Consider the following 24,535-nt stretch of genomic DNA (forward strand, 5'->3'; position numbering starts at 1 on the left):
GATGAACAAGCCTTCAGTGACGATGCCGGCGACCGCGCTGGCCTGCGCGCTGTTGTTCGGCTGCCAGATCCAGCGCGATCCGCCCGACACGGCGCAGATCGAGACGATCGGCATGCGGGCGCTGCAACAGGCCGACGCCGCCGCCGAGCGCAAGCTGATGGCGTGGGCGCGGCAGGACATGCCGGTGGCCCAGCGCGAGCTGGCGCTGCTGTATAAGACCCGGCCGGCGCAGCGCGCCGAGGCGCTGCAGTGGTTCGAGCGGGCCGCGCGCGGCGGCGACGTCGAGGCGGCGTTCCAGCTCGGCGAGCTGCTGCGGCTGGGCGTGGCCGGCGTGGCCGCGCAACCGGCGGCCGCCGCGCCGTGGTACAAGCTGGCGGCGCAGCAACGGCACGCGCGGGCGGCGCTGGTGCTCGGTCAGCTCTACAAGAACGGCGACGGCGTCGCGCGCGACGACCCCTTGGCCGCGCGCTGGCTGGCGGCCGCCAGCGAAGGCGGCAACGCGCACGCCATGTTCCTGCTGTCGTACTTCTACCGCGACGGGCGCGGCGTGGCGCGCGACCCGGCCAGGGCGCGCGCGCTGCTGGAGCAGGCGGCCGAACACGAGTATCCGCCGGCGCTGCAGGAACTGGCGATGGCGGTGCAGCTGGGCGACGCCCACAGCGCCAGGGACGAGCGCCGCGCCGGCCACCTGTTCAAGGAGGCGACCGAGCACCGCCACAACAATTGGAACCGCTTTTAAGCGGCGCCGGCCGTCACATGAAGTTGCGGGTATGCAGCGACGACAGGTGTTGCGCCGCCTCCTTGCCGAACCCGAGCCGCTCGAGCCGCGCCTGGCGCCCCTCGGCCATGTCGCGCATCAATTGCTGCACCTTCAGGTAGCCGGCCGCGATCGCCGGCACCGTCAATGCCCCCGCCGCCAGCAGGATCAGCGCGTCGAACACTTCCTCGTTCAGGCCCGACGTCGCCGACAGCGCGTCGTTGCGCGACTGCACGGCGTTGGCCAGCCGCGCGCGGAAACCGGGATCGCTGTCGAGCCGCGCGGCCAGGTGCGTCATGCCGAAGGCGACGTGGCGCGCCTCGTCGCGCGCGGCCAGCCGGGCGATCTGGCGCGTGACCGGGTCCGGCGCGTGCTCGTGCAGGAAGTGCAGCAGGCTGACGAACGTGCCCTCCCCCAGCACCGACAGTAAAAATTCGGCCACCGAGAAGTCCGGCTCGTCGAGCAGGGTCTTGAGCGAGGCCTGGCCGCCGGCCGTCGACAGCCCGGGCTCGCGGCCCTTGAGCCGCAGCCGGCGCGTGAACACGTCGATGTGGCGCGCCTCGTCGGCGACCTGGATCGCCAGCACCGCCTGCACCTCGCGGTAGTGCGGATGCAGCTGGCCGAGGAAGCGCGCCGGCACCACCAGCGCGGCGACCTCGTTTTCGATCATGTAGGTCAGCACCTGCGCCACGGCGTCCTCGACGATGTCGGGCAGCTCGAACGGCGCGGCCCAGTCGATCGCCGTTTGCGGGTCCCACTGGGCGGCGGCGGCCTGCGCGTACAGGTCGGCGGCGCGCTCGCCCCAGACCTCGTCGCGCCCGGCCAGGCGGAAGGCGATCGGCGGCGAACCGGCCTCGACGGTCGCGCCGCGCGCGGCCAGGCCCCAGCGGGCGTCGGCGTGCGCGGCCAGCGCGCCGGGCAAGGCCGGGTCGGCGTGGCCGGTGCGCAGCGCGCCGCGCCAGCGCCCGGCCGCGCCGGCCGGGGGCGCGCTGTCGGCGCCGTCGGCGCTGTCGAGGCTATGGCGCACGGTGGCGACGTTGCCGCCCGCCCCGTCCGGCGCGAACGCGCACTGGTGGCCCTGCGTGCGGCACCACGCGATCAGTTGGCCTTCCCAGCCGCAGGCGCGGCCGCGCACCTGCAGGGTGTGTCCCGGCGCCAACGCCGCCAGCGCGTGCTTGACCAGCACGTGGGCGCCGGCGTCGAAGCCGAGTTGCTCAATATCGATAGTCGCTTGCAATGATGTGCCCCGCCTGGTCGTAGAATCGTTCATCGTCGGCGGCGCGGTGCAAGGCGTCGTAGCCGCTGGTGCGGCCCGGCAGCCATTGCCGCAAGCCTTCCAGCTCGAGCAGCGGGCGCACGGCGGCGTCGTCCCAGCGCATCGCCAGCAGCAACTCGGCGAACCGCTTGACCGGCGCGGCCGGCGCGCCCGGGCTGACGGTGAAGTTGCAATGGTCGAAGGCGTCGGTGCGCGCCAGGATGCGCGTGGCGCCGGCCGCCAGCAAGCCTTCGCGCGAGAACGCCATGTGGTTGCCGTCGATCATCCAGGCGGCGTCGACCTCGCCGTCGACCAGCGCCTGCGCGGCGTCGCGCTCGCCGCCGATATGGTCGCCGTGCTTGCCGCCGAGCACGTCGAAGTGGCGCGCCATGAAGTCGCGTCCGGCCAGCAGGCCGTGGTGGCGCAGATAGTCGAGCGGGATCAGGCGCGCCTGCGGCGAGTCGATGGCGCCGAAGCCGATGGTCTTGCCGGCCAGCCAGGCCAACTCCGTCACCGGCGAATCGGCGCGCGTGACCAGCACCGACGTCAGGTCGCGGTCGGTGTCGCGCATCGCCACCGTGTCCAGCGCCAGGCCGCGCGCGGCGGCCATGCGCTCGGCGCGCACCCACGCCAGCGGCGAATTCCAGGCCACGTCGATGGCGCCGTCGAACTGCGCCTCGACCTGGCGCTCGTAGTTGGAATAGAGGATGTAGTCGAACGCCAGGCCGTGGCGGCGGAAGTACTGCTTGAAGCCTTCCCAGATCGTCACGACCTTGGGCGCGTAGGCGACCGCGCCCATCATCAGTGGTGTGCTTGTCATGTGTGTCCTTGTGTGGGTCGCTTGATCAACCGAAAACCGGCATGCCGCAGACGGCCTTGCCGATGAAGTCGTACAGCACGTCCGACGTCGGCGCCATCACCGAGGCGGCGCGGGCGTCGCGGAAATAGCGCTCGATGCCGAGGTCCTTGCGGAAGGCGGCGCCGCCGCACACGCGCATGGCGGTGTCGCTCACCTCCAGCGCGTACTCGGCGGCGGCGGCCTTGACCTGCATCACGCGCAGCATGGCGTCGGCGCGGCCGGCCGCCAGCGCGGCGACGGTGTCGTCGCGCAGGGTGCGCACCAGGTCGGCCTGGATGCGGGCGCGCGCCAGGTAGGCGCGGATGGTCGGCAGCTCGGCCAGCGCGCTGTCGAGGTGTTCGAGCTTGCTGGCGGTGACGTGGCCGCAGGCGGCCTCCAGCACGGCGTCCATCAGGCCCAGCGAGCACGACGCGCTCAACGTGGCGAACACCGGCAGCACCTGGCCGACCATGATGTCGAAGCCGCCGCCGTCGGCGCCCAGCAGCGCCGCGGCCGGCACCCGCACGCCGTCGGCGCGCAACGGCGACGAGCGGTTGCCGCGCAGGCCCAGGCCGTCGAAGAATTTGGCTTCGCCCAGGCCCTCGCTGTCGCGCTCGACGAGCCACAGGCTGCTGACGCCGGCGCCGTCGGCCGGGCCGGTCGACCACACGTAGGAATCGGCTTCGGCGGCCGAGGTGACCATGGTCTTGCTGCCGTCGATGACGACGTGGCCGCCGTCGCGCCGGGCCGTGCCCATCGGCGCCCAGAAGTGGCTGCGCGAGCCGCCGTCGGACCACGCCAGCGTGCTCAGGTGGCGGCCGGCGGCGATGTCGCGGCGCGGCGCCTCGGCGCCGAACGCTTCGACGACGACGGTGGCGCAGTAGTGCATGCACACCACCATCGCCGTCGACGGGCAGGCGCGGGCGATGCGTTCGACCACCTGGGCCGCCTCGGCCAGGCCCCGGCCGCCGCCGCCGACCGCTTCGGCGCTGATCAGGCCGAGCAGCCCGGCCCGGCCCAGCGCGGCGATGGCCGCGCGCGGAAACACGGCGTCGCGGTCGGTGGCCTGCGCGGCCGGGGCGATGGTGGACAGGACGATGGAATCGAGTGTTTGCAGGTAAGGCATGACATCCCTTTACAACGACAATGACGACGCGGGGACGCGGCCGGCGGGCGGCAAACAGACAGGCGTGTGGCGGCCGCCACGGCCGGGGGCGGCGGCGCGGCGGGCGCGGCGTACCTCTCATGTTCGGCTGACCTGCACGATGGCAGCGCTGCGAAACGGTACTGCCGGCGGATCGTGGCAAGCCAGCCTCGCGGGGCATGGGGATGCGCGGCCGGCGGACCCGCCCGCTCCTGACGGAGACGGGATCGGCGTGACGGCGGACCGGCTTGCGACGATCGTGACGGCGCGCCCAGTGTAGCAGAGAGCGCCGCGCCGCCGCGCGCCATACCCGGCGTCAAGTGCGCCATCGCGCGCGGGCTTGCCCCTGGTCGGGCCGGCGGCCGCCTTACGCCGCGCTACGGTTGCGCTTGTGTCGCAATGACAGACTTGACCCCGGCGTTGCCGAGGGCGGCCATTTCGCGCCGCATGTTGTCGATGGCGCGCCCGTTGTAGGTGTCGGCGAAGTAGGCGTTGCCGAACAGCTGGCCCGCTTCGGCCTTGCGGCACAGGTGCGCCAGCGCGCCGCCGCGGTCCTGGCGGTATTTGACGTCCGGCAGGTGGCTGTATTCGCGCCGGATGCCGCGCGCGTAATTTTGATACACCTCGTCATCCTGGCCGAGGATGGCCAGGTCGACGCTGAGCATGACGTCCTTGAGCCGGTGCGTCACCGACGCTTCCTGGAAATGGTCGGTGGCGCGGATCAGCTGCGCCGCGTCGTCCATCTGCTGCGCCAGGTGGCTGCCAAGCCACAGCTGGGCGCTCGCCTCCTCGTTGGTGGGCGCGCCGCTCTCGCCGTGGCGCCCGTATTCGGCGTCGTGGAACCAGAACGCTTGCTTGACGACGTCGACGTCGAGCGGATCGGGCCCGGTGTTGGCGGCCCAGGCGCGGATTTCGCACAGGCCGTGCACCAGGTGGTCGAGGTTGTGGTAGTGGCGGTCGGCGCCGCCGTAGGCGGTGGCGCCGGTCAGGCGCACGAACCATTGGTCGGCGTGGGCGATGGCCGGCACGTCGGCGTGGGCGTAGTCCCACAGGGTTTCCCATTCCTTGCGCAGCCAGCTGAGCACCCAGGCGTGGTAGGCCGGGCCCGGCACGAATTTCTTCATGATCCAGTTCCAGCCGATCGGCCCCTCGAGCGCCTTGACGAAGCTCGAGCTGACCGACCCCAGGTCGCGCGGCGGCATGACGAAGATGGTCTTGGCGCCCTGCAGCACGTCGACGTTGGTTTGCTGGATCAGGTTTTCATAGTCGAAGTCGGCCGTGGTGCGGATGCCGCGGATCAGGCAGTCGGCGCCGTGCTTCTTGGCCGCGCGCGCCGTGTAGTCGCCCTTGACGATGACCACCTGGACGTTGTCCCAGCCCTGCTCGGCGCAGCTGAGCGCGATGATGCTCTTGCGCTCCTCGGCCGTGAACTTGGGCTTTTTGGCGGTGTTTTCCGACAGAAAGACCACCACTTCGTCCGCGATCGAGCGCGCCTCGTTGATCACCCACATGTGGCCGTTGGTGATCGGGTCCAGGGTGCCCGAAAAGCCGATCTTCTTCATACGCCGCTCCCACCGATGTCAAAGGCGCATTTTAGACCGGAGTGGGCGCCGCGGTCTCGGGAAAATCGAGATTGACCCGCAACCCGCCCAAACGCGCGGACTGGCCGAGCGTGAGCACGGCGCCGTGGCGCTCGGCGATCGACTTGATGATGGCCAGCCCCAGGCCGCTGCCGCCGGCCGCGCTGCCGGGCACGCGGTAGAAGCGGTTGAACACGCGCTCGCGCTCGTCGGCCGGGATGCCGGGGCCGGAATCGTCGACGCTGAGGACCACCCGGCCCGGCCCGCCCTTGGCGCCGGGCACGCGGCGCAGGTCGAGGTCGACCGTGCCGCCGGCCGGCGTGTACTTGATGGCGTTGTCGACCAGGTTGCGCAGCAGGATGATGAGGGCGTCGGGCTGGCCGTCGACGCCGGCCTCGTCGGCGTGGTGCAGGCCGAGGTCGATCTGGCGCGCCTGCGCCAGCCCGGCCATGTCGCCCAGGGTGCGCTTGACCAGGTCCGACAGGCTGACCGGCTCGAGCCGGACGTCGTCGACCGAGCCCTCCTGGCGCGCCAGCACCAGCAGTTGCTCGACCAGCCGGGTGGCGCGCTCGATGCCGGCCGTGACGCGGCCGATGGCGACGTTGCGCGCGGCCTCGTCCTGGGCGCGGCCCAGGCTGAGCACCTGCAGTTTGAGCGCGGCCAGCGGCGAGCGCAGCTCGTGGGCGGCGTCGGCGACGAAATGTTGCTGCGCCTCGAAGGCGGTGCGCACGCGGCCGAACAGCAAATTGAGTTCGTGCACCAGCGGCAGCACCTCGTCGGGCAAGTCGTTTTCCGACACCGGCGACAAATCGTCGGCCTGGCGCGCGGCGACCTGGCGTTTGACGCGCGACACCGGCGCGAGCGAGCCGGACACGACCCACCACACCACCAGCATCAGGATCGGCGCCATGACGGCGATCGGCCCGACGGTGCGCAGCGCCAGGGTGCCGGCCATGCGCTGGCGCACCGCCATGTCCTGCGCCACCTGCACCGTCTGGTTGCTCGTTTGCACCGAGAAGATGCGGTAGGTGGTGTTGTTGGCCTTGACGTTGGAAAAGCCCAGCACGGCGCGCTGCGGCAGCGCCGCGCGCGACAGCGAGCGGAACACCTGGGCGCCGTCGGGGGTCCACACCTGCACCACCAGGTCGTCATTTTCGGGGTCGGCCACGGCGTCGGCGGCCTTGTTGGTCAGCGTCGCGCTCGAGCGCAAGGACATGGCCATCTGTTGCATGTGGTAATCGAAGATCTGGTCGGCGTCGCTCAGCGCGCTGCGGTAGGCGATCAGCGCCTGGGCGATGGCCGCCATGGTGATGGCCGCCAGTAGGAACCACAGCAGCCGGCCGCGCAGCGAGTGCGTGACGACGGGCACCCGCGGCAACGACGGCATCTTGACCTTCACCTTCATAGTTTGGGCACCATGTAGCCGAGGCCGCGCACGTTCTGGATCAACTCGGCGCCGAGCTTTTTGCGCAGGCCGTGGATATAGACCTCGACGGCGTTGCTGTTGACCTCGTCCTTCCAGCTGTACAACTTTTCCTCCAGCTGGTGCCGCGACAGCACGATGCCGGGGCGGGCGATCAACGCTTCCAGCACGGCCCATTCGCGCGCCGACAGGTTGACCGGCTTGCCGTCGGCGATCACTTCGCGCGTTTGCGGGTTGACCGAGACGTTGCCGTGCTCGAATACCGGCTCGGCGCGCCCGGCCGAGCGGCGCAGCAAGGCGCGGATGCGCGCCAGCAGCTCGTCGAGGTCGTAGGGCTTGAGCACGTAGTCGTCGGCGCCGGCGTCGAGGCCGGCGATGCGCTGCTCCTTGGCGTCGCGCGCCGTGGCCACCAGCACCGGGGTCAGCTCCTTGCGCGCGCGCATCGAGCGCAGCACCTCCAGGCCGTCCTTGCGCGGCAGGCCCAGGTCGAGCAGCACCAGGTCGTAGGTTTGCGTTTGCAGCGCGGTGTCGGCCATGTCGCCGTCCTTGACCCAGTCGACCGCGTAGTGCTCGGCCCGCAGCAGGTCGAGCACCACCTCGCCGATCATCGTGTCGTCTTCTACCAGCAGAAGTCGCATTGGGTGTTTCCTTTCTTGTTGTTGTCGCATTCCGCAGGTAGAGGCCACGCCAGCGCGCGCCGGTTGGCCCCGATCAGCCCAGCCGCACCGGGATGAAGATTCTCTCATCTCCGCGCTGGATCAGCAACGCCACCGACTTGCCGGACTTGTCGACCACCTGGCGCACCTGGTCGACGGTGTTGACGGCCAGGCCGTTGACCGACAGCAGCACGTCGCCCGGCTGGATGCCGGCGTTGGCGGCGGCGCCGCCGGCGTCCTCGATCACCAGGCCGCCGGGAATGCCGGACTGGCGCCGCTCCGTCTGGTCGAGCGGACGCAGCGACAAGCCCAGGCGCAGCTTGGCGGTGCCCTGGTCGGCGCGCTCGCCGCGGTCGGCGAAGGTGGCGGCCTTGTCGTTGGCGTTGCCCAGGGTCGCCGCCAGCGGCACGAGCTTGCCGTTGCGCCACACCTCGAGGTTGATCTTCGAGCCCGGCTCGGCCAGGCCGACCATGGCCGGCAGGTCGATCGAGGCGACGATCTTCTGGCCGTTCATCGTGCGCACCACGTCGCCCGGACGCAGGCCGGCCTTGTCGGCCGGGCCGCCGCGTTCGACGTTGGCCACCAGCGCGCCCTCTGGCGTGGCCAGCTTGAACGAATCGGCGAAGCTTTGGTCGATCTCCTGCACCGTCACGCCCAGCTTGGCGTGTTCGACCTTGCCCTTGGAGACGATCTGGTCCTTGATCTTGGTGGCGACGTCGATCGGGATCGCGAACGACAAGCCCTGGTAGCCGCCGGTCTGGCTGTAGATCTGCGAGTTGATGCCGACCACCTCGCCACGGGTATTGAACAGCGGCCCGCCCGAGTTGCCGGGATTGACGGCGACATCGGTCTGGATGAACGGCACATACGAGTCGTCCGGCAGCGAGCGTCCCTTGGCGCTGACGACGCCGGCGGTGACGGTATTGTCGAGGCCGTATGGCGAACCGATCGCCAGCACCCATTCGCCCACCTTCAGGTTGTCGCTCTTGGCCAGCGGCACCACCGGCAGGTTCTTGGCGTCGATTTTCAGCACGGCGACGTCGGTCTTCGGATCGGAACCGAGCACCTTGGCGCGGAATTCGCGGCGGTCGGTCAGTTTGACGACCACCTCGCGGGCGTCGCGCACGACGTGGGCGTTGGTCAGGATGATGCCGTCGGCGCTGATGATGAAGCCCGAGCCCATGCCGTGGGTCGGCATTTCGCGCTGGCCGCGCGGCTGCTGCTGGCCCTGGAAGCGGCGGAAGAACTCCATGAACGGGTCGTCGCCGAAGGCGTCGCCGCCCCGGCCTTGCGGACCGTTGCCGTCGTACGAGGTCTTGACGCTGCCGGTGACGTTGATGTTGACCACGGCCGGCCCGTTGTGGGCCGCCACGACGCTGAAGTCCGGCAGCGAGATGCCGGGCGCCGGCACGGCCACGGGCGCGCCCTGGGCGGCGGCGGGCGCGGCGGCTATCGCGGCGACAGGAGCGCCGGCGCCGGCGGCCGTGGCGCTATTCTGGTGGACCACCACCGCACCGCCCGCGCCGATCGCGGCCAGCACGGCCACGGCGGCGACTGCGCGCTTGGCGGTCTTCGATCCGGACGAAGTAGTTTGGGACATATGCACTCCTGAATTGAATGAGGTTTTGTAGATGTATTCAATATGAGGCAAAAAACTTAGACGCCACTTAACTTCTGTTATCGATACAAATTCTTACAAACAATGCAATTTAATTAAGATCGGGGGCGGGCTCCGGGCCGGCGGCGGACGTGCAACTGGCCGGATAAACCGGCCAGTTGGTCCTACTCGTGTGCCACCGAAGGCGCACACCCTACCACCGGATTACGCCGCCTGGCGTTGCTCCAGGGCCGCGACGTTGTCGCTGCCATCGATGACGATCTTGCGTGGCTTGAGGGCTTCCGGAATTTCGCGCACCAATTCGATGGTGAGCATGCCGTTGTCGAAGGACGCGCCGGTCACTTTGACGTGGTTGGCCAGCTGGAAGCGCTGCTCGAAGTCACGCGCCGCGATGCCGCGGTGCAGATAGGTGCGCTCGGTGGCGTCCTTCTGCTTGCGGCCGACAACCTGCAGCGAATCGCGTTCGAAGGTGATGTCGATTTCCGACCGGTCGAAACCGGCGAGCGCCATCACGATCCGATACTTGTCTTCGGAGACCAGCTCGATGTTGTAAGGTGGGTAGCTTGGTGCGGAATCTCCCCGCTGGGCATCGTTCAGCAGTTGTGCCAGACGATCAAAACCGATAGCGGAACGATACAGAGGAGTGAGGTCAAAAGTACGCATGATAAATATCCTTTTCAAGTTAAGCGATATGGAATCGTGGCCCCCATCTGGGCGACCACTGAGTCCGATATAGGTCGCTTTTTGGGGCTTTCAAGGCCTTGAAAAACGCCTTCAACATCCCCAGCGGCCCACTTTTTTTAAAAATTTTTGGATTTTTTTTGCGCTGCCGACCGCCCCCGCCCCAACCGCTTAGTCAAACGCGACGTCTTCCAGTCGGAAACGGAATTTGCGGCGCTCGGGCAACGTCCATCCGGGACCCGGCGTGGGATCGCGTGGGGACTCCGGCGCTGCGTCGTGCTGCCAGGCTTGCGGCGCGCCCTGGTACGACTGCGCCTGGGCTCGCATCGCGGCGAACATCGCCATCACCGTGGTTTCGGGAATCATCGCGGCCGCGCCTGGGGGCGGCGCCGGCTCGGCCGGGCTTGCCGCCTGCTCCGCAAGTTGCTGGCGCAACCGGCAGGCCAGCGTGAACCGCTTGTCGCAAGGACGACGGATGTACAAATCGGTCCAGGCGTTGCGGGTGGTGCGCGCGAACGATTGCGCGAACTGGTTGGGCGACACCGACTTTCCCTCGTGGATGATCTGATCCCCCTCGACCCGGGCATAATTGTGATCGCCGTAGCTCCAGGAACGCAGCACGGTCCCCTCGGGCAAAAACACCGATTTCCACTGGTAGCCGCGCGCACTCGCCGGGTCGCAGCCGGTAGCCAGTTTAGCTTGTTCGGCAAGCCAACAATCGATCGCCGACGACACGCCCTCCGATAAGTCCTGCGTGCCGCCAAGCTCAGCGAGCCGGTTGATCAGCTTGAGCAGCGTGCCGGTTTCCAGCTGCACGGTCACTGTAGATTTCATTCGATTTTCCCTTCTATTTTGTTCTGCTTTTCTCTATTTAGACCTGCTTAGGCGCTGGGGGTTCCACCTCCGCGAAAGCAGAGAAAAATAGAAGGAAATAGAAAAATAAATCGAACACTTCCCGCAGGGGCCCGGTGGGGCGTCCCCCCCGATGTATTCCCGGAGCATTTGCCCACGTGCCCGCGTGCTAAACTCTTTCTCTTGCCCAACCCTTTAACCTTTCCTACCCGCCGCCTCATGCCCCCTATCCGTGCCGCCCTTGCCGTCCTGTTGGCCACCGCCTTCAGCGCCCAGGCAGAAACGATCTCCGAGCAGCCCTATCCGGGCACCATCGTGCTCAAGGTCGACGCCAGCAACTTCGCCCAGCAAATCTTCCGCGTGCGCCAGACCATCCCGGCCAAGCCCGGCAAGCTGACGTTGCTCTATCCGCAGTGGGTGGTGGCCAACCACGGCCCCAGCGGCGCGCTCAACCAGTTCGCCGGCCTGAAGGTCAGCGCCAACGGCAAGCCGCTCGACTGGAAGCGCGATCCGCTCGACGTCTGGGCCTTCGCCATCGACGTGCCGGCCGGCGCCAGCGCCATCGACGTGGAATTCCAGTACCTGTCGCCGATCGAGGCCAACCAGGGCCGCACCACCTTCACCGCCGACATCCTCGGCGTGCAATGGCAATCGCTGGCGCTGTACCCGGCCGGTTACCGCAGCCGCAACATCACCGTGCAGCCGAACCTGACCGTGCCGCCCGGCTGGCAGTTCGGCAGCGCGCTGCAGACGGCCGCGCGCAACGGCGACGAGATCGCCTTCAAGCCGCTTGACCTGGAAACCCTGCTCGATTCGCCGCTGTTCGCCGGCCGCTATTTCCGCCGCGTCGACCTCGATCCGGGCGCCAAGGTGCCGGTGCACCTGAACATGGTGGCCGACAGCGCCGAGCAACTGGCGGCCACGCCGGAACAGATCGCGCCGCACCGCGCGCTGATCCAGCAAGCCTATAAATTGTTCGACTCCAAACACTACCGCCACTACGATTTCCTGTTCGCCATCAGCGACGAATTCGGCGGCATCGGCCGCGAACACCACGAGTCGAGCGAAAACGGCGTCAAGCTGGGCTACTTCACCGAATGGGCCAAGTACGAGGCGCGGCGCGAGTTGCTGTCGCACGAATTCGTGCACTCGTGGAACGGCAAGTTCCGCCGCCCGGCCGGCCAGGACGTGCCCAACTTCAACACGCCGCTCGACAACTCGTTGCTGTGGGTGTACGAGGGCCAGACCCAGTACTGGGGCGCGGTGCTGGCCGCGCGCTCCGGGCTGATCAAGCCGGAAAACACGCGCGACCTGCTGGCCGCCTCGGCCGCGCGGCTCGACAACGTCAAGGGCCGCGAGTGGCGCGCGGTGCAGGACACCACCTACGATCCGATCGTCAACGCGCGCCGCCCGCAGGTGTGGAACAACTGGCAGCGCGGCGAGGATTACTACCAGGAAGGCCAGCTGATCTGGCTCGACGCCGACACCCGCATCCGCGAGCTGTCCAACGGCAAGCGCTCGCTCGACGATTTCGCGCGCGCCTTCTTCGGCGTCGACGACGGCGCCCGCGTCGCCAAGCACTACACGTTCGACCAGCTGGTGGCGGCCTTGAACGCGGTGCAGCCGTACGACTGGGCCGGTTTCCTGCGCAGCCGCGTGGAAAGCCACGGCCCCGGCGCGCCGCTCGACGGACTGGCGCGCGCCGGCTGGAAACTGGTCTACGCCGAGCAGCAAACGCCGTTCCTCAAGGCCCAGGAGGAGCTGGGCAAGTCGGCCAACTTCCAGTATTCGCTGGGCTTCTCGGTGGGCGCCGAGGGCAAGCTCGAGGCGTTCATGTGGGAGGGCGTCGGCTTCAAGGCCGGCATGTCCGGCGGTTCGACCTTGCTCGCCGTCAACGGCCGCGCCTACAAGCCGGACGTGCTGCGCGCGGCGGTCACCGCCGCCAAGGACGGCAAGGAGCCGATCCAGTTGCTGGTCAAAAAAGGCAGTCTGTACCAGACCTACGCGCTCGACTACCACGGCGGCCTGAAGTATCCGCGCCTGGAGCGCATCGCGGGCGCGCCGGACCGTCTGGAGGCGATCCTCAAGCCGCTGAAGTAAGCCGCGCGCCTGTTCCGCACGGGCGGTTTCGGTCGGTTTTGGTGTATGCTGGCGGTATGAACAAAGACACCGACATCCAACTGAGCGGCCCCTTCAAGGCCACCGACGGCTCCGGCCGTGCCCACGACGCCAAGGCGATCCGCATCTTCGACGAAGGCTATGGCGCCATCGACGTCTACGTCGATTTCGCCGGCTCGATCAGCGGCTTGCACAAGGACAAATCCCTGATCGACGCCGTCGTCGCGCAGCTGCGCACGGTCGGCTACAAGGGCCCGGCGCTGAGCGCCGGCGATCCGGTGCTGCAGGAAGGCAAGCTGCTGGTGCTCGAATCGCCCGACGAATTCAACACCTTCGCCGCCGGCAAGGGCTGGAAAGACCTGGCCGAGGAATTCGGCGACGAGTGAGCGGTTGTGATGAAGCGGTTGACTAAGCGGTTGACTAAGCGGTTGTGACTAAGCGCGCCGGCGGCGCGCGTCAATCCAGGTAGCGCCGGCTCCAGACGGCGATCAGGTCGGCCACGTAGACGGCGTCCTCGCGCCGGGTCAGCAGGTGGTCGGCGCTGTCGAGCGAGATGAAACTTTTCGGGTGCCGGGCCGCCGTGAAGATCTCGACAGCGTTGCTGATCGGCACCGTGTCGTCGCCCGGCGCGTGCATCACCATCAAGGCCCGCCTCAGGGCCGCGATCTTCCCCTTTAAATTGTGCTCGCCGGCGTCCTCGACGAACTGGCGCTTGATGCGGAACGGGCGCCCCGCCAGTTGCACCTGGGCCTCGCCGTCGCGCGCGATCGCGTCCAGGTGCGCGCTGAACAGGCCGGTCACGTGCGACGGGTCGCTGGGCGCGGCCACGGTGACGACGGCCGCCACTTCCGGCATCTGGTCGGCGGCGGCCAGCACGGCCGCGCCGCCCAGGCTGTGGCCGATCAACAGGCGCGGCGCCGCGTGCCGCGCGCGCAGGAAGTCGGCGGCGGCCACCAGGTCGGCCAGGTTGGACGAGAAATTGGTGTTGGCGAACTCGCCCTCGCTCGCGCCCAGGCCGGTGAAGTCGAAGCGCAGCACGGCGATGCCGTGGGCGGTCAGCGCCTGGGCGATGCGGCTGGCGGCGAACACGTCCTTGCCGCACGTGAAGCAGTGCGCGAACAAGGCGTACGCTTTGATGGCGGCCGGCTCGCCGTCGGGCGCGTCGAGCCGCGCGGCCAGTTTGGCGCCGTCGGCGCCGGGGAATTCCTGTCGTTGTGATCGCATGTGGTGTCCCTCGATAAGTTGCGTCAAGAATACCTCAACCCCGGCCGCCATGTCAGCCGAACAATCCATGCAAATACCAGCGCGTGACGGCCTCGGCGTCGTTGCCGCCGCGCTCGCGGTACAGCCAATAATGCGCGTGGTCGCGCCCCTCGGCCATGAAATAATCGCGCGTCTGCATCTCGGTCCACCAGCCCGCCTCGATGCGCTCGCCGGTCGACACGATCTTCAACGGCGACCCATAGAACGGCCGGTGGTCGCGCATCAGCAGGGCGATCGGCTTGGCCAGCAGCCACGCCGGGCGCGGCAGGCTGGGCAGGTCCGGCGGCAGCTGCGCGCGGGCGTCGGCCGGCCGTATCTTGTCGTGCGCGCCGACCCAGGCGTTGGCGTGCTCGGGCCGGTAATCGGCGCGCGGCGCCGCCCGCAACACGTTCTCCGGCCCCAGCCGCGCGGTCAGCAACTCGAGCAGGCGCTGCCAGTCCTCCTTGCTGCCGCCCGGCTCGGGGAACAGCGATTCGCTCGGCGGCGCCATCGGCCGCACCCGCGGCGCCTCCAGGCACAGGCCGATGACGGGCGCCTCCAGCGTCTGCTTGGCCAGCCGCTCCTTGAGCAGGCGCACCAGGTGCTCGTCGCGCCAGGTCGGCTCGGCCAGCACCACCTCGATCATCGTCGGCGCGCGCGCCACCCGGCCGCGCTCGTGCTCGAGCGACAGGACGATGCGCTCGACGGCGAACTGGTGCGCGCTGAGCCACCCGGTCAGTTGCAGCAGCAGCCGGTGCGCGCCGCACAGCAAGGCGTCGGCCTGCTCGACCCGGTCGAACAATTCGAGCTTGGCGCGGAAGCTGGCCGGCGCCGCCAGCCACTGGTGCAATTCCGCCCGCTCGCCGTGGGCGTCGTCGAGCATGTCGAGCAGGGCGCGCCCGCAGCGCCGCTGCAGGCCCGGGCGCGGCAGCGCGCGCGCCGCCCCCACGCTCAGGCAGCCGATGCCCTCCAGCCAGGCCAGGTAGGGCCGCGCCGGCGGCAGCAGGTCCACCGGCAGGCGCGCCAGGCGCCGCGCCATCGACGCCACCGTCAGCGCGCGCCCGGCGCCGGCGCGCGCCAGCAGCCAGGCGCCGCGCGCGGTCGGCGCGCACCCGAGCGTGGCGGTGAAACCGAGCGCGCGCAGGCTGGCGGCGATCTGCCGGCACAGCGGGCGCACGCCGCCGAACAGGCGCAGGCTGGCGCCCACGTCGAGCAGCAACGTGGCCTCCTCGGCCATGGCCAGCTGCGGCGTGAAGCGCAGCAGCGCCATCGCCACCGCGTCCAGCGCCTCGGCTTCCCGCTGCGGCGCGCGCTGCTGGAACTGCGCGTGCGGCGCCAGCATCAGCGCGCCGCCGCGCCGCATGCCCGCTTCGACGCCGGCCGCGCGCGCCGAATCGGCCAGCGCCGCCACCCGCTCCTGCTCGAGCACGACGGTGCAGTGGTCGTCAGACCAGCGCGGGCAAAACACTTCGAGCGGCAGCCGGGGCAGGTGTAGGGCGATCCAGAGGCGCATGGCGTTGTAGCAAAGAAGGGGTTAACGGTAAAAACAAGGGGGTGTCGCGCCGCGGCCCGCGCCGCTTGACGAAACCGACGTCGACGCCGCCGGCGGCGGCCGTCAGCGACAGCCGCAGCGGCGCCGGCGAGGCGTCCTGCGCCGCCGCCAGCGGCCGCAGCATGCAAAACAGCGTGTCCGCGCTTTGCGCGGCCAGGTGCAGCCGGCGCAAGGTTTCGCCGCGCGCGTGCTGCTGCCACAGCAACAGCGCGCCGCAACAGCCGCTGCGCAGCACCTGCTCGGCCGCCCATAGGGTGTCGCCGCCTTTGCCGCCGGCGCCGCCGCGGATCCAGAGCAATTGCGACGGTTCGATCCCCAGCGCGGCCAGCGCCAGCGCCTGCGGCGCGTGCGGCGGCTGCAGCAGCACGATCGGGCGCTTGCCCAGCGCGGCCAGCGCCGGCCGCAACAGGCGCAACTCGCCGATGCCGTGCTGCTGCACCAGCAAGTCGATCAGGGTGCCCAGCGGCCAGCCGCCGCCGGGCAACTGCGCCGACAACGCGGCAAAGCCGGTGTCGACGCAGCGCGTGGCGCTGTGCGCCAGTTGCGACGCCCGCCACAGCGACGGATGGACGGTTTCGGGCGCGGCGATGGCAGCCGGGGCGGAGGCGGAAGGATTCATGATGTCACCAGCGCATTTTAGCGCAAATACTGTACAAATACACAGTACTATCTCGATCCGGTTTTGGCAAGTCCGAATATGTTTGGCGCGCGGCATGCTGTAACATGACACCAAAGAAACATCACCAGGATAATATTTTGCACACAATACAACTGGTGGGCGCGGTCCTGTTCGGCCTCGCCCTGCTCCACACCTTCGCCGCCAAAACCTTCGGCGTGCTGGCGCGCCGCCATCCCCGCCACGCCGGCCTGTTCCATCTGTTGGGCGAGGTCGAGGTCGTTTTCGGCTTCTGGGCCTTCGTGCTGATCGCCGCCCTGGCCGTGCTCGACGGGCCCGGCGCGGCGATCGCCTACGCCGAGACGCGCCACTACGCCGAGCCGCTGTTCGTCTTCACCGTGATGGTGGTGGCCGCCTCGCGCCCGGTGCTCGACATCGTGCGGCGCGCCCTGCGCGCCGTGGCCGCGCGCTTGCCGCTGTCGACCGACCTGGCGCTGTCGTGGTTCGGCCTGGCGCTGGTGCCGCTGACCGGCTCGCTGATCACCGAGCCGGCCGCGATGACTCTCGCGGCCCTGATGCTGGCGCCGCTGGTGTTCCGCCGCGACCTGCCCGAGTGGCTCAAGTACGGCGCGCTCGGCGCGCTGTTCGTCAACGTCTCGATCGGCGGCACCTTGACCGCGTACGCGGCGCCGCCGGTGCTGATGGTGGCCACCACCTGGCAATGGGACAGCCTGTATATGGCGACCCGCTTCGGCTGGAAGGCGGCGCTGGCGGTGGCGCTCAACGCCGGCGTCGTCTGCTTCCTGCTGCGCCCGCACCTGCGCGCGCCGGCCGGCGCCCCGGCGCCGGGCGCCCCATCCCGCGGCGTCCCCGCGCCGGACGGGCCCGCGGACGGGGCGCCGCCGGTGCCGTGGCCGGTCACGCTGATCCACCTCGGCTTCCTGGCCGGGGTGGTCGTGCTCGGCCACCATCCGGTGCTGTTCCTCGGCCTGTTCATGCTGTTCCTCGGCTTCGCCACGGCCTACCAGCGCTACCAGCATCCGCTGATCATCAAGGAGGGCTTGCTGGTGGGCTTTTTCCTGGCCGGCCTGGTGGTGCTCGGCGGCATGCAGCAATGGTGGTTGCAACCCATCGTCGCCAGCCTGTCGCCGCTGGCCTTGTTTTTCGGCGCGCTGGGCTTGACGGCGATCACCGACAACGCCGCGCTGACCTACCTCGGCTCGCTGATTGAGGGCATCTCGGCGCCGTCGCAGTACATGCTGATGGCCGGCGCGGTGGCCGGCGGCGGCCTGACCGTGATCGCCAACGCGCCCAACCCGGCCGGCGCGGCGCTGCTGCGGCGCGGCTTTCGCGACGAATCGATCGGCGCCGTCGGCCTGCTGCTCGGCGCGCTGGGACCGACCGTGGTCGCGGCGGCCGCCTTCCTGCTGCTGTGAGCCCGATGGTGGCGCGTGGCGATACTTGTCAAAAAAAGATGCCAGATCGTTAAAATTCGCCTACCCTCTACCTTCCAGGGTGCAACCTTTCACCCATCAACTGTTTAGCCAAGGAGCGACCATGAACACACCCTCCCTCGGTGGCCTGCTGCTGGGCGCCGCCGTCTGCCTGGCGCCGTCGGCCCGGGCGGCCGACGCGCCGGGCACCGACGGCGCCTTCGCCAAGCCGCAGCTGCGGGTCGACATCGGCGGGCGCAAGCTCAACCTGTACTGCAGTGGCAGCGGCGCCACCACCGTGCTGTTCGACGGTCCGGCCGGCGATGCCGGCTGGGCCTGGTTCAAGGTGCAACCGGCAGTGGCCAGGCACACGCGCGCCTGCACCTACGACCGTCCCGGCTACGGCTTCAGCGACCCGTCCAAGCGCCCCAACACATCGCAACACGTGGCCGAGGACCTGCACCAGGGCCTGGCCGCCGCCGGCATCAAGCCGCCGTACCTGCTGGTGGGCAACTCGATCGGCGGCGCCAACGCGCAAGTGTTCGCCTACCGCTATCCCGGCGAGGTCACGGGCATGGTGCTGGTCGAGCCGCAGACCGAGGATGAAAGCACGCGCACCAACAAGGCCTCCGGCGGCATGCTCGACAAGGTCTACGCGATGGTGGCCGCGCACAACGCCGAATGCCTGCGCGCGGCGGGCAAAGGCTTCAAGCCGGGCGGCCGGGCGCTGGCCGACTGCATCGGCGAGCCGGCCGACTTCTACGGCCCGGTGCTGGGTCCGCAAGTGCTGGCGGCGATGAAGAAGCCCTCGTACTGGCGCACGGTGGTGGGCGAATACCAGGGCTTCGGCGCCAGCGACGACCAGCTGCGCGCCTTGCGCAAGCCCTTCGGCGACCTGCCGCTGCTGGTGCTCACGCGCGGCGTCAGCCCGTACGCCATTCCCGGCCGGCCGCAAAGCGCGGTCAACAAGGCCATGGAGGATGAAAACGAAGCGATCCACAAGGAGCTCGCGGCGCTGTCGACCAGGGGCGCGCAACGCGTGGTGCCGGGCGCCGGGCACGCCATCCAAAGCGAGCAGCCGGCGGTCGTCACGGCGGCGGTGCTGGAGATGCTCCACCAAATCAACTAGCACATCGGGGTCAAGTCTGACAATCGGACACGGGCACAAGCACGCGCCCGCTGAGGCCGTGTCCGAATGACAGACTTGACCCCGGGGTTAGGCGCGCTGGTGGCGGTTGAAGAACTGCATCATCATCTTGCTGGCGTCCGGGCCGGCCTTGGTGTTGTAGGCCAGCGTTTCGTCGCCGCCGCTCCAGGCGTGCTCGAGCTGCTCGATCTGCGCCACGCGCAGCAGCAGCTTTCTGCCGTCGTAAAAATCGTCGATGCGGTGGGCGTTGTGGCGCCCGCCCCGGCCCTGCGACTTGAGCGTGGTCTTCGGTTGCGCGACGGCGCCGATGCCGTTCAGCGCCCGGCTCTGGCGCATCAGCTGCGTCTGGTTGATCGGGCGCACCACGCTGTCGCCCTCGCCCTGGATCAGGATCATCGGCATGCCCGGGAAATGCGGCTGGCGCATCAGCACTTCGCGCACCGCCAGGTCGGCGCGCAAGCCGCCGCCGTGCTGCATGACGCCCAGCGCGCCCATCTGGCTGTGGCCGGCGCCGAACACGGGGCCGGAGTGCATGCCGACCGCCGCGAACAAGCGCGGGTGGTTGAGCGCGACGATGTTGGCCATGCCGGCGCCGGCCGAGATGCCGGCGATATAGATGCGCGAGCGGTCGATCGCGTATTCGGTCATCACCTTGTTGACCATGCCGACGATCAGCGGCACGTCGCCGCCGCCCTCCTGCGTGGCGCGGTCGTACCACTTCCAGCAGCGCTGCGCGTGCGAGCCGACCGATTGCTGCGGATAGAGCACGGCGTAGCCCATCTGCTCGGCCCACCGGTTCATGCGCGTGCCCTGCGCGAACTGGGTGGCGGTCTGCTGGCAACCGTGCAGCATCACCACCAGCGGCAAGCCCTTGCGGGCGGCCTGGGCGGGAATATTGTTGGGCAGGTAGAGCCAGTACCCGAGGCGATGCGCGGGCGTGCCCACGCCGGCCGGCGTCGCGTAGTGCGAGGCCAGCCACTTTCCGGGCGCCGGTGGCACGCTGGGCGCCGGCGCGGCGGCACGGGGCTTGGCGCTGGCCGCCCTCGCCGGCGGCACCCTGACCGGCTTGACGGCCACCGTCGCGGCCCTGGCGACCGTGGGCTTGGCGACCGTGGGCTTGGCGACCGTGGGCTTGGCGACTATGGGCTTGACGACTTTGACCTTGGCGGCCTTGGCCGCCGGCGCCCGCTTGCGCTTGGGCGCGGGCGGGGTGGCGGCCTTGAACAGCGCCGTCATCAATTTGTTGACGGACTTACTCTGTCGTGTGCCGGTACGCACCAGACTACGCAGCAAACCAGCGGCACTCTTCATCGGATCGACCTCCTGTTGCCATAAAGTCTACCCCGGAAACCCCATCCGCCTGCGTTCGCCACCGCGCATACCGGACGATCGATGCGGCATCAACGCAACATCGACTCCCACACTTTCTGCAAGCGCTTGGCCGACACCGGCATCGGCGTGCGCAGCTCCTGGGCGAACAGCGACACGCGCAGCTCCTCGAGCATCCAGCGGAACTCGACCATCTTCGGATCGGTGTTCTTGCCGGCCGATTTGTCCTTGTTGGCGCGCTGGTACAACGCCGCCGCCGACTGCCATTCGGCCATCAGCTTGGCGTCGCGCGCCGGGTCGCCGCGCAGCTTTTCGATGCGCACGTTGATCGCCTTCAGATAGCGCGGGAAGTGCGCCAGCTGGCTGTAGTCGTTGTCCGACAGGAAGCGTTTGTTGACCAGCGCCTGCAACTGCGCCTGCATGTCGGCCGCCGCCGCCGCCGGCAACCCCTGCAAGCGCTTGGGCAGGCCGTGGAACTCGGTGAGCACCTGCGACAGCAGGCGCGCGATCTCGTTCACCAGCAGCACCAGGCGCGACTTGCCCTCGTCCTTGCGCTTGGCGAAACTGGCGGCATCGAGCGGCAACGGATCTTGCAGGCAGGCGATATCGAGCGCCTTGTTGATGATCTGTTCGCGCAGCTCCTCCTGCGTGCCCATGCTCATGAACTGCATGCCCATTTGCTGCAGGCCGGGGATGCCCTTTTCGATGAACTTGATCTGGTCCTTCATCTGCAGCGCGAACAGCCGGCGCAGGCCGATCCGGTGCGTGCGCGCCGCCACCGTCGGGTCGTCGAACACCTCCAGGTCGCAGTGCGTGCCCTTGTCGACCAGCGCCGGGAAGCCGATCAGCGTCAGCTTGCCCTGGACGATCTCCAGCAGCTCCGGCAGCTCGCCGAAGGTCCAGCTGGTCAGGCCCGTCAACGTGATGCCGCTGGCGGCGCTGGACGCTTCCCTGGCGCCGACCGCCTTGTCACCGCCCCTGCCCGGCGCCGGCGCCGGCGCCGCGCCGGCGTTGCCGCCGGCCGCGCGCGACGGCGGGGCCGGGGACGCGGCCGCGCCGCCGCTGCCCAGCGCCCGCAGCGTCACCCCTTGCGTGCCCGAGGTTTCGGCCATCTTCTGGAAGCTCTCGCGCGCCTGCGCGCCGAATTCGGCCTGCAGGGTGGCCAGGTTGCGGCCCATCTCCAGCTGGCGTCCGTGCTCGTCGATCACCTTGAAGTTCATGAAGTGGTGGGCCGGCAGGGTCTCCGGCTTGAAGTCGGTGGTCAGCACCGAGATCGTGATCTGCGACCGGATGTCGGCGATGATCGCGTCGATCAAGTCGCCGCGGCCGAAGATGCCCGCCTCGTGCACCCGTTCGCAGAACCTGGCCGCGTAGTCCGGCAGCGGCACGCAGTGGCGGCGCAGCTTTTGCGGCAGGGACTTGAGCAGCAGGTGCACCTTCTCCTTCAGCATGCCCGGCACCAGCCATTCGCAGCGCTCGCGCGGCAATTGGTTCAACGCGAACAGCGGCACGGCCATCGTCACGCCATCGCGCACGCTGCCCGGTTCGAAGTGGTAGGTCAGCGCCATTTCCAGCCCCGTCACCGACATCATCTTCGGGAACAGGTCGGTCGTCACGCCGGCCGCCTCGTGGCGCATCAATTCGTCGCGGTTCAGGTACAGCAGCTTCGGCTCGGCCGCCGTGGCGTCCTTGTGCCACTTCTCGAAGCCGGCGCCGTTGACCACGTCGGCCGGTATCAGCTTGTCGTAGAAGGCGGCGATCAACTCGTCGTCGACCAGCACGTCGAGGCGGCGCGACTTGTGCTCGAGGTTCTCGATCTCCTTGATCAACTTGTGGTTGTGGGCGAAGAACGGCGCGCGCGTGTCGTAGTCGCCGCCGACCAGCGCGTCGCGGATGAAGATCTCGCGCGCCTCGGCCGGGTTGTGCAGCGCGTAGTTGATGCGGCGCTGGCTGTACACCACCAGCCCGTACAAGGTGGCGCGCTCGGACGCGCTGACCTGCGCCCCGCGTTTTTCCCAGCGCGGCTCGCCCCACGATTTTTTCAGCAGGTGGCCGCCGACCTTCTCCAGCCATTCCGGCTCGATGCGGGCCACGCAGCGCGCGTACAGGCGCGTGGTGTCGACCAGTTCGGCCGCCATGATCCACTTGCCCGGTTTTTTCAGCAGCGACGAACCGGGCCAGATATTGAACTTGATGCCGCGCGCGCCCAGGTAGCCGGCGCCCGGTTCGTCCTCGCTCTTGAAACCGATGTTGCCCAGCAGGCCGGTCAGCAGCGCCAGGTGCAGGTTCTCGTAGGTGGCCGGCGCCTCGTTGATGCGCCAGCCCTGCTCCTTGACGATGGTGAGCAGCTGCGAGTGCACGTCGCGCCACTCGCGCAGCCGCAGTTGCGACAGGAAGTTGGTCCGGCAGTTGTCCATCAGCTGGCGGTTGGTCTTTTTGTGCTCGATGGCGTTCTCGAACCACTGCCAGATCTTCAGATAGCTGATGAACTCCGACTTCTCGTCGGCGAACTTCTTGTGCGCCTCGTCGGCCGCCTGCTGGTGCTCCATCGGGCGGTCGCGCGGGTCCTGCACCGACAGCGCCGAGGCGATGATCAGCACTTCGTTCAGGCTGGCGTTGTCGAGCGCGGCGAGGATCATGCGGCCCACGCGCGGGTCCAGCGGCAGCTTGGCGAGCTTGTTGCCAAGGGGCGTGAGCTGGTTGTATTCGTCGACCGCGCCCAGCTCCTGCAGCAGCTGGTAGCCGTCGGCGATGGCGCGCGCCAGCGGCGGCTCGATGAACGGGAACGTCTCGACATCGGTCAGGTGCAGCGACTTCATGCGCAGGATGACGGCCGCCAGCGACGAGCGCAGGATCTCCGGCTCGGTGAACTTGGGCCGCTGCAGGAAGTCCTGCTCCTCGTACAGGCGGATGCAGACGCCGTCGGCGACGCGGCCGCAACGGCCGGCGCGCTGGTTGGCGGCCGATTGCGCGATCGGCTCGATCTGCAGCTGTTCGACCTTGTTGCGGTAGCTGTAGCGCTTCACGCGCGCCAGGCCGGCGTCGACCACGTAACGGATGCCCGGCACCGTCAGCGAGGTTTCGGCGACGTTGGTGGCCAGCACGATGCGGCGCGCGTTGGTCAGCTTGAAGACGCGCTCCTGCTCCTCGGCCGACAGGCGGGCGAACAGCGGCAGGATCTCGACGTGCGGCGGATGGTGCTTGCGCAGCGCCTCGGCGGCGTCGCGGATTTCGCGCTCGCCGGGCAGGAACACCAGCACGTCGCCGGAGCCGAGGCGGCACAGTTCATCGACGCCGTCGACCACCGCGTCCATCAGGTCGCGCTTTTCGCGGGCGGCGGCGGTGCGCTGGCCCTTGCCCTCGGCGTTGGCGATGGCCGCCGCGTTGCCGGCGCGCGGCACGTCCGCCTCGATCGGGCGGTAGCGCACCTCGACCTTGTACAGGCGGCCGGAAACCTCGATCACCGGCGCCGGCATGTCCGGCGTACCGAAGTGGCGCGAGAAGCGCTCGGCGTCGATGGTCGCCGAGGTGATGATCACCTTCAGGTCGGGGCGGCGCGGCAGCAGCTGCTTCAGGTAGCCAAGCAGGAAGTCGATGTTCAGGCTGCGCTCGTGCGCCTCGTCGATGATGATGGTGTCGTAGTTCTTCAGCAGCGGGTCGGTCTGCGTCTCGGCCAGCAGGATACCGTCGGTCATCAACTTGACCGAGGCGCCCTTCATCAGGGTGTCGGCGAAGCGGACCTTGAAACCGACGGTCTCGCCCAGCGGCGTGCCCAGTTCCTGGGCGATGCGCTTGGCGGTGGACGAGGCGGCGATGCGGCGCGGCTGCGTGTGGCCGATCAGCGCCTTCCGGCCGCGGCCCAGCTCCAGGCAGATTTTCGGCAGCTGGGTGGTCTTGCCGGAGCCGGTTTCGCCGGAGACGATGATCACCTGGTGCTTTTGCAGCGCCTCGGCGATTTCGTGGCGGCGGCCGGAGACCGGCAGGTCCTCGGGGAAGGTGATCGGCGGCAGCGGGTTGCGGAACGCGCGTTCGGCGGCGCGGGCGGCCTGCTCCTCGGGTGTCAGGCGTGGCCGCGGTTCGCGCCGGGGCTGGGCGCGCGAGCCGCCCTCGCCGTCCGGGCGCGCGCGGGAGGGGGCGCCGGTCGGGGCGCCGGTCGGGGCGTTGCGCGGGCTGCGGGGCTGGCCAGGGGTGCTGGATGGGCGGTTTGCGGCGGTTTTCGGTTTATTGCTGGCGTCTGACATTGTTTTTTACAAGATTGGAGCGCGGAACTCGCGCACCGAATTATAATGCGGCT

At 69.0% G+C, this 24,535-nt stretch carries 19 protein-coding genes; 5 read left to right on the top strand and 14 right to left on the bottom strand.

The genetic code is table 11. The features are described 5' to 3' along the window. Position 1 precedes the first annotated feature (1 nt). Positions 2-739: a tetratricopeptide repeat protein gene (locus tag BMX85_RS06850; RefSeq protein WP_229210309.1), complete on the top strand. Its 738-nt coding sequence runs from the start codon at positions 2-4 to the stop codon at positions 737-739. A 13-nt stretch (positions 740-752) separates the two neighbouring features. Here the strand turns inward: BMX85_RS06850 and BMX85_RS06855 are convergent, their stop codons facing one another. The 9 genes from BMX85_RS06855 to BMX85_RS06895 all read right to left on the bottom strand — a co-directional run bounded on the left by BMX85_RS06855 (position 753) and on the right by BMX85_RS06895 (position 10,786). Further along, the gene (locus BMX85_RS06855) at positions 753-1,994 is read right to left on the bottom strand and encodes a ferritin-like domain-containing protein (protein ID WP_229210310.1); all 1,242 of its coding nucleotides are present in this window, start codon (positions 1,992-1,994) and stop codon (positions 753-755) included. Beyond that, positions 1,972-2,832 (bottom strand): phosphate/phosphite/phosphonate ABC transporter substrate-binding protein, encoded by an 861-nt coding sequence (locus tag BMX85_RS06860; RefSeq protein WP_090314979.1) that lies wholly within the window; start codon positions 2,830-2,832, stop codon positions 1,972-1,974. The genes BMX85_RS06855 and BMX85_RS06860 overlap by 23 nt, the downstream gene beginning before the upstream one ends. A gap of 25 nt (positions 2,833-2,857) precedes the next feature. Further along, positions 2,858-3,976 carry an acyl-CoA dehydrogenase family protein gene (locus BMX85_RS06865; protein ID WP_090314980.1) on the bottom strand — a complete coding sequence of 373 codons (1,119 nt, stop codon included), beginning with the start codon at positions 3,974-3,976 and terminating at the stop codon, positions 2,858-2,860. 395 nt (positions 3,977-4,371) lie between these two features. Further along, positions 4,372-5,556 (bottom strand): pantetheine-phosphate adenylyltransferase, encoded by a 1,185-nt coding sequence (gene coaD, locus BMX85_RS06870; protein ID WP_090314982.1) that lies wholly within the window; start codon positions 5,554-5,556, stop codon positions 4,372-4,374. Between the two features lie 31 nt (positions 5,557-5,587). After that, on the bottom strand, positions 5,588-6,979 hold the full coding sequence (locus tag BMX85_RS06875) for an ATP-binding protein (RefSeq protein WP_229210311.1): 1,392 nt from the start codon (positions 6,977-6,979) through the stop codon (positions 5,588-5,590). After that, positions 6,976-7,635 carry a response regulator gene (locus tag BMX85_RS06880; protein WP_090314983.1) on the bottom strand — a complete coding sequence of 220 codons (660 nt, stop codon included), beginning with the start codon at positions 7,633-7,635 and terminating at the stop codon, positions 6,976-6,978. The genes BMX85_RS06875 and BMX85_RS06880 overlap by 4 nt, the downstream gene beginning before the upstream one ends. 73 nt (positions 7,636-7,708) lie before the next feature. After that, positions 7,709-9,253: a DegQ family serine endoprotease gene (locus BMX85_RS06885; RefSeq protein ID WP_090314985.1), complete on the bottom strand. Its 1,545-nt coding sequence runs from the start codon at positions 9,251-9,253 to the stop codon at positions 7,709-7,711. A 222-nt stretch (positions 9,254-9,475) separates the two neighbouring features. Continuing rightward, complete coding sequence (locus BMX85_RS06890) at positions 9,476-9,934, bottom strand: Hsp20 family protein (RefSeq protein WP_090314987.1); 459 nt, start codon at positions 9,932-9,934, stop codon at positions 9,476-9,478. A 189-nt stretch (positions 9,935-10,123) separates the two neighbouring features. Further along, positions 10,124-10,786: a hypothetical protein gene (locus tag BMX85_RS06895; protein WP_090314988.1), complete on the bottom strand. Its 663-nt coding sequence runs from the start codon at positions 10,784-10,786 to the stop codon at positions 10,124-10,126. A gap of 237 nt (positions 10,787-11,023) precedes the next feature. On the opposite strand from BMX85_RS06895, the gene BMX85_RS06900 reads away from it, so the two are divergent. Beyond that, positions 11,024-12,904, top strand: coding sequence for a M61 family metallopeptidase (locus BMX85_RS06900; protein WP_090314989.1), 1,881 nt, complete (start codon positions 11,024-11,026; stop codon positions 12,902-12,904). Between the two features lie 56 nt (positions 12,905-12,960). Continuing rightward, the gene (locus BMX85_RS06905; RefSeq protein WP_090314991.1) at positions 12,961-13,308 is read left to right on the top strand and encodes a hypothetical protein; all 348 of its coding nucleotides are present in this window, start codon (positions 12,961-12,963) and stop codon (positions 13,306-13,308) included. Between the two features lie 70 nt (positions 13,309-13,378). Here BMX85_RS06905 and BMX85_RS06910 read toward each other — a convergent pair whose 3' ends face one another. From BMX85_RS06910 to imuA, 3 genes are read right to left on the bottom strand one after another with little or no spacing between them, the layout of a single operon-like run. Next, on the bottom strand, positions 13,379-14,146 hold the full coding sequence (locus BMX85_RS06910; RefSeq protein ID WP_090315311.1) for an alpha/beta hydrolase family protein: 768 nt from the start codon (positions 14,144-14,146) through the stop codon (positions 13,379-13,381). A gap of 52 nt (positions 14,147-14,198) precedes the next feature. Continuing rightward, positions 14,199-15,677, bottom strand: a complete 1,479-nt coding sequence (locus BMX85_RS06915) for a Y-family DNA polymerase (protein WP_090314992.1) — start codon at positions 15,675-15,677, stop codon at positions 14,199-14,201. Then, positions 15,610-16,335, bottom strand: coding sequence for a translesion DNA synthesis-associated protein ImuA (gene imuA / locus BMX85_RS06920; protein ID WP_090314993.1), 726 nt, complete (start codon positions 16,333-16,335; stop codon positions 15,610-15,612). The genes BMX85_RS06915 and imuA overlap by 68 nt, the downstream gene beginning before the upstream one ends. Positions 16,336-16,472: 137 nt before the next feature. On the opposite strand from imuA, the gene BMX85_RS06925 reads away from it, so the two are divergent. Next, a complete protein-coding gene (locus BMX85_RS06925; RefSeq protein ID WP_090314995.1) occupies positions 16,473-17,768 on the top strand; it encodes a putative Na+/H+ antiporter in 1,296 nt (431 codons plus the stop codon). 121 nt (positions 17,769-17,889) lie between these two features. Next, positions 17,890-18,894: an alpha/beta fold hydrolase gene (locus BMX85_RS06930; protein WP_090314997.1), complete on the top strand. Its 1,005-nt coding sequence runs from the start codon at positions 17,890-17,892 to the stop codon at positions 18,892-18,894. An 87-nt stretch (positions 18,895-18,981) separates the two neighbouring features. Here the strand turns inward: BMX85_RS06930 and BMX85_RS06935 are convergent, their stop codons facing one another. Beyond that, positions 18,982-20,223: an extracellular catalytic domain type 1 short-chain-length polyhydroxyalkanoate depolymerase gene (locus BMX85_RS06935; protein ID WP_090314999.1), complete on the bottom strand. Its 1,242-nt coding sequence runs from the start codon at positions 20,221-20,223 to the stop codon at positions 18,982-18,984. Between the two features lie 89 nt (positions 20,224-20,312). Further along, positions 20,313-24,482: an ATP-dependent RNA helicase HrpA gene (gene hrpA / locus BMX85_RS06940; protein WP_090315002.1), complete on the bottom strand. Its 4,170-nt coding sequence runs from the start codon at positions 24,480-24,482 to the stop codon at positions 20,313-20,315. Positions 24,483-24,535: the final 53 nt, after the last annotated feature.

This window comes from Duganella sp. CF517, from assembly GCF_900110275.1.
GTDB lineage: Bacteria > Pseudomonadota > Gammaproteobacteria > Burkholderiales > Burkholderiaceae_D > Rugamonas.

Coding starts and splice junctions, on each gene's coding strand:
- BMX85_RS06885 (WP_090314985.1), bottom strand. CDS start 9,253: ATGTCCCAAACTACTTCGTCCGGATCGAAGACCGCCAAGCGCGCAGTC.
- BMX85_RS06915 (WP_090314992.1), bottom strand. CDS start 15,677: ATGCGCCTCTGGATCGCCCTACACCTGCCCCGGCTGCCGCTCGAAGTG.
- imuA (WP_090314993.1), bottom strand. CDS start 16,335: ATGAATCCTTCCGCCTCCGCCCCGGCTGCCATCGCCGCGCCCGAAACC.
- BMX85_RS06875 (WP_229210311.1), bottom strand. CDS start 6,979: ATGAAGGTGAAGGTCAAGATGCCGTCGTTGCCGCGGGTGCCCGTCGTC.
- BMX85_RS06860 (WP_090314979.1), bottom strand. CDS start 2,832: ATGACAAGCACACCACTGATGATGGGCGCGGTCGCCTACGCGCCCAAG.
- BMX85_RS06900 (WP_090314989.1), top strand. CDS start 11,024: ATGCCCCCTATCCGTGCCGCCCTTGCCGTCCTGTTGGCCACCGCCTTC.
- coaD (WP_090314982.1), bottom strand. CDS start 5,556: ATGAAGAAGATCGGCTTTTCGGGCACCCTGGACCCGATCACCAACGGC.
- BMX85_RS06935 (WP_090314999.1), bottom strand. CDS start 20,223: ATGAAGAGTGCCGCTGGTTTGCTGCGTAGTCTGGTGCGTACCGGCACA.
- BMX85_RS06895 (WP_090314988.1), bottom strand. CDS start 10,786: ATGAAATCTACAGTGACCGTGCAGCTGGAAACCGGCACGCTGCTCAAG.
- BMX85_RS06880 (WP_090314983.1), bottom strand. CDS start 7,635: ATGCGACTTCTGCTGGTAGAAGACGACACGATGATCGGCGAGGTGGTG.
- BMX85_RS06910 (WP_090315311.1), bottom strand. CDS start 14,146: ATGCGATCACAACGACAGGAATTCCCCGGCGCCGACGGCGCCAAACTG.
- BMX85_RS06865 (WP_090314980.1), bottom strand. CDS start 3,976: ATGCCTTACCTGCAAACACTCGATTCCATCGTCCTGTCCACCATCGCC.
- BMX85_RS06890 (WP_090314987.1), bottom strand. CDS start 9,934: ATGCGTACTTTTGACCTCACTCCTCTGTATCGTTCCGCTATCGGTTTT.
- hrpA (WP_090315002.1), bottom strand. CDS start 24,482: ATGTCAGACGCCAGCAATAAACCGAAAACCGCCGCAAACCGCCCATCC.
- BMX85_RS06850 (WP_229210309.1), top strand. CDS start 2: ATGAACAAGCCTTCAGTGACGATGCCGGCGACCGCGCTGGCCTGCGCG.
- BMX85_RS06905 (WP_090314991.1), top strand. CDS start 12,961: ATGAACAAAGACACCGACATCCAACTGAGCGGCCCCTTCAAGGCCACC.
- BMX85_RS06930 (WP_090314997.1), top strand. CDS start 17,890: ATGAACACACCCTCCCTCGGTGGCCTGCTGCTGGGCGCCGCCGTCTGC.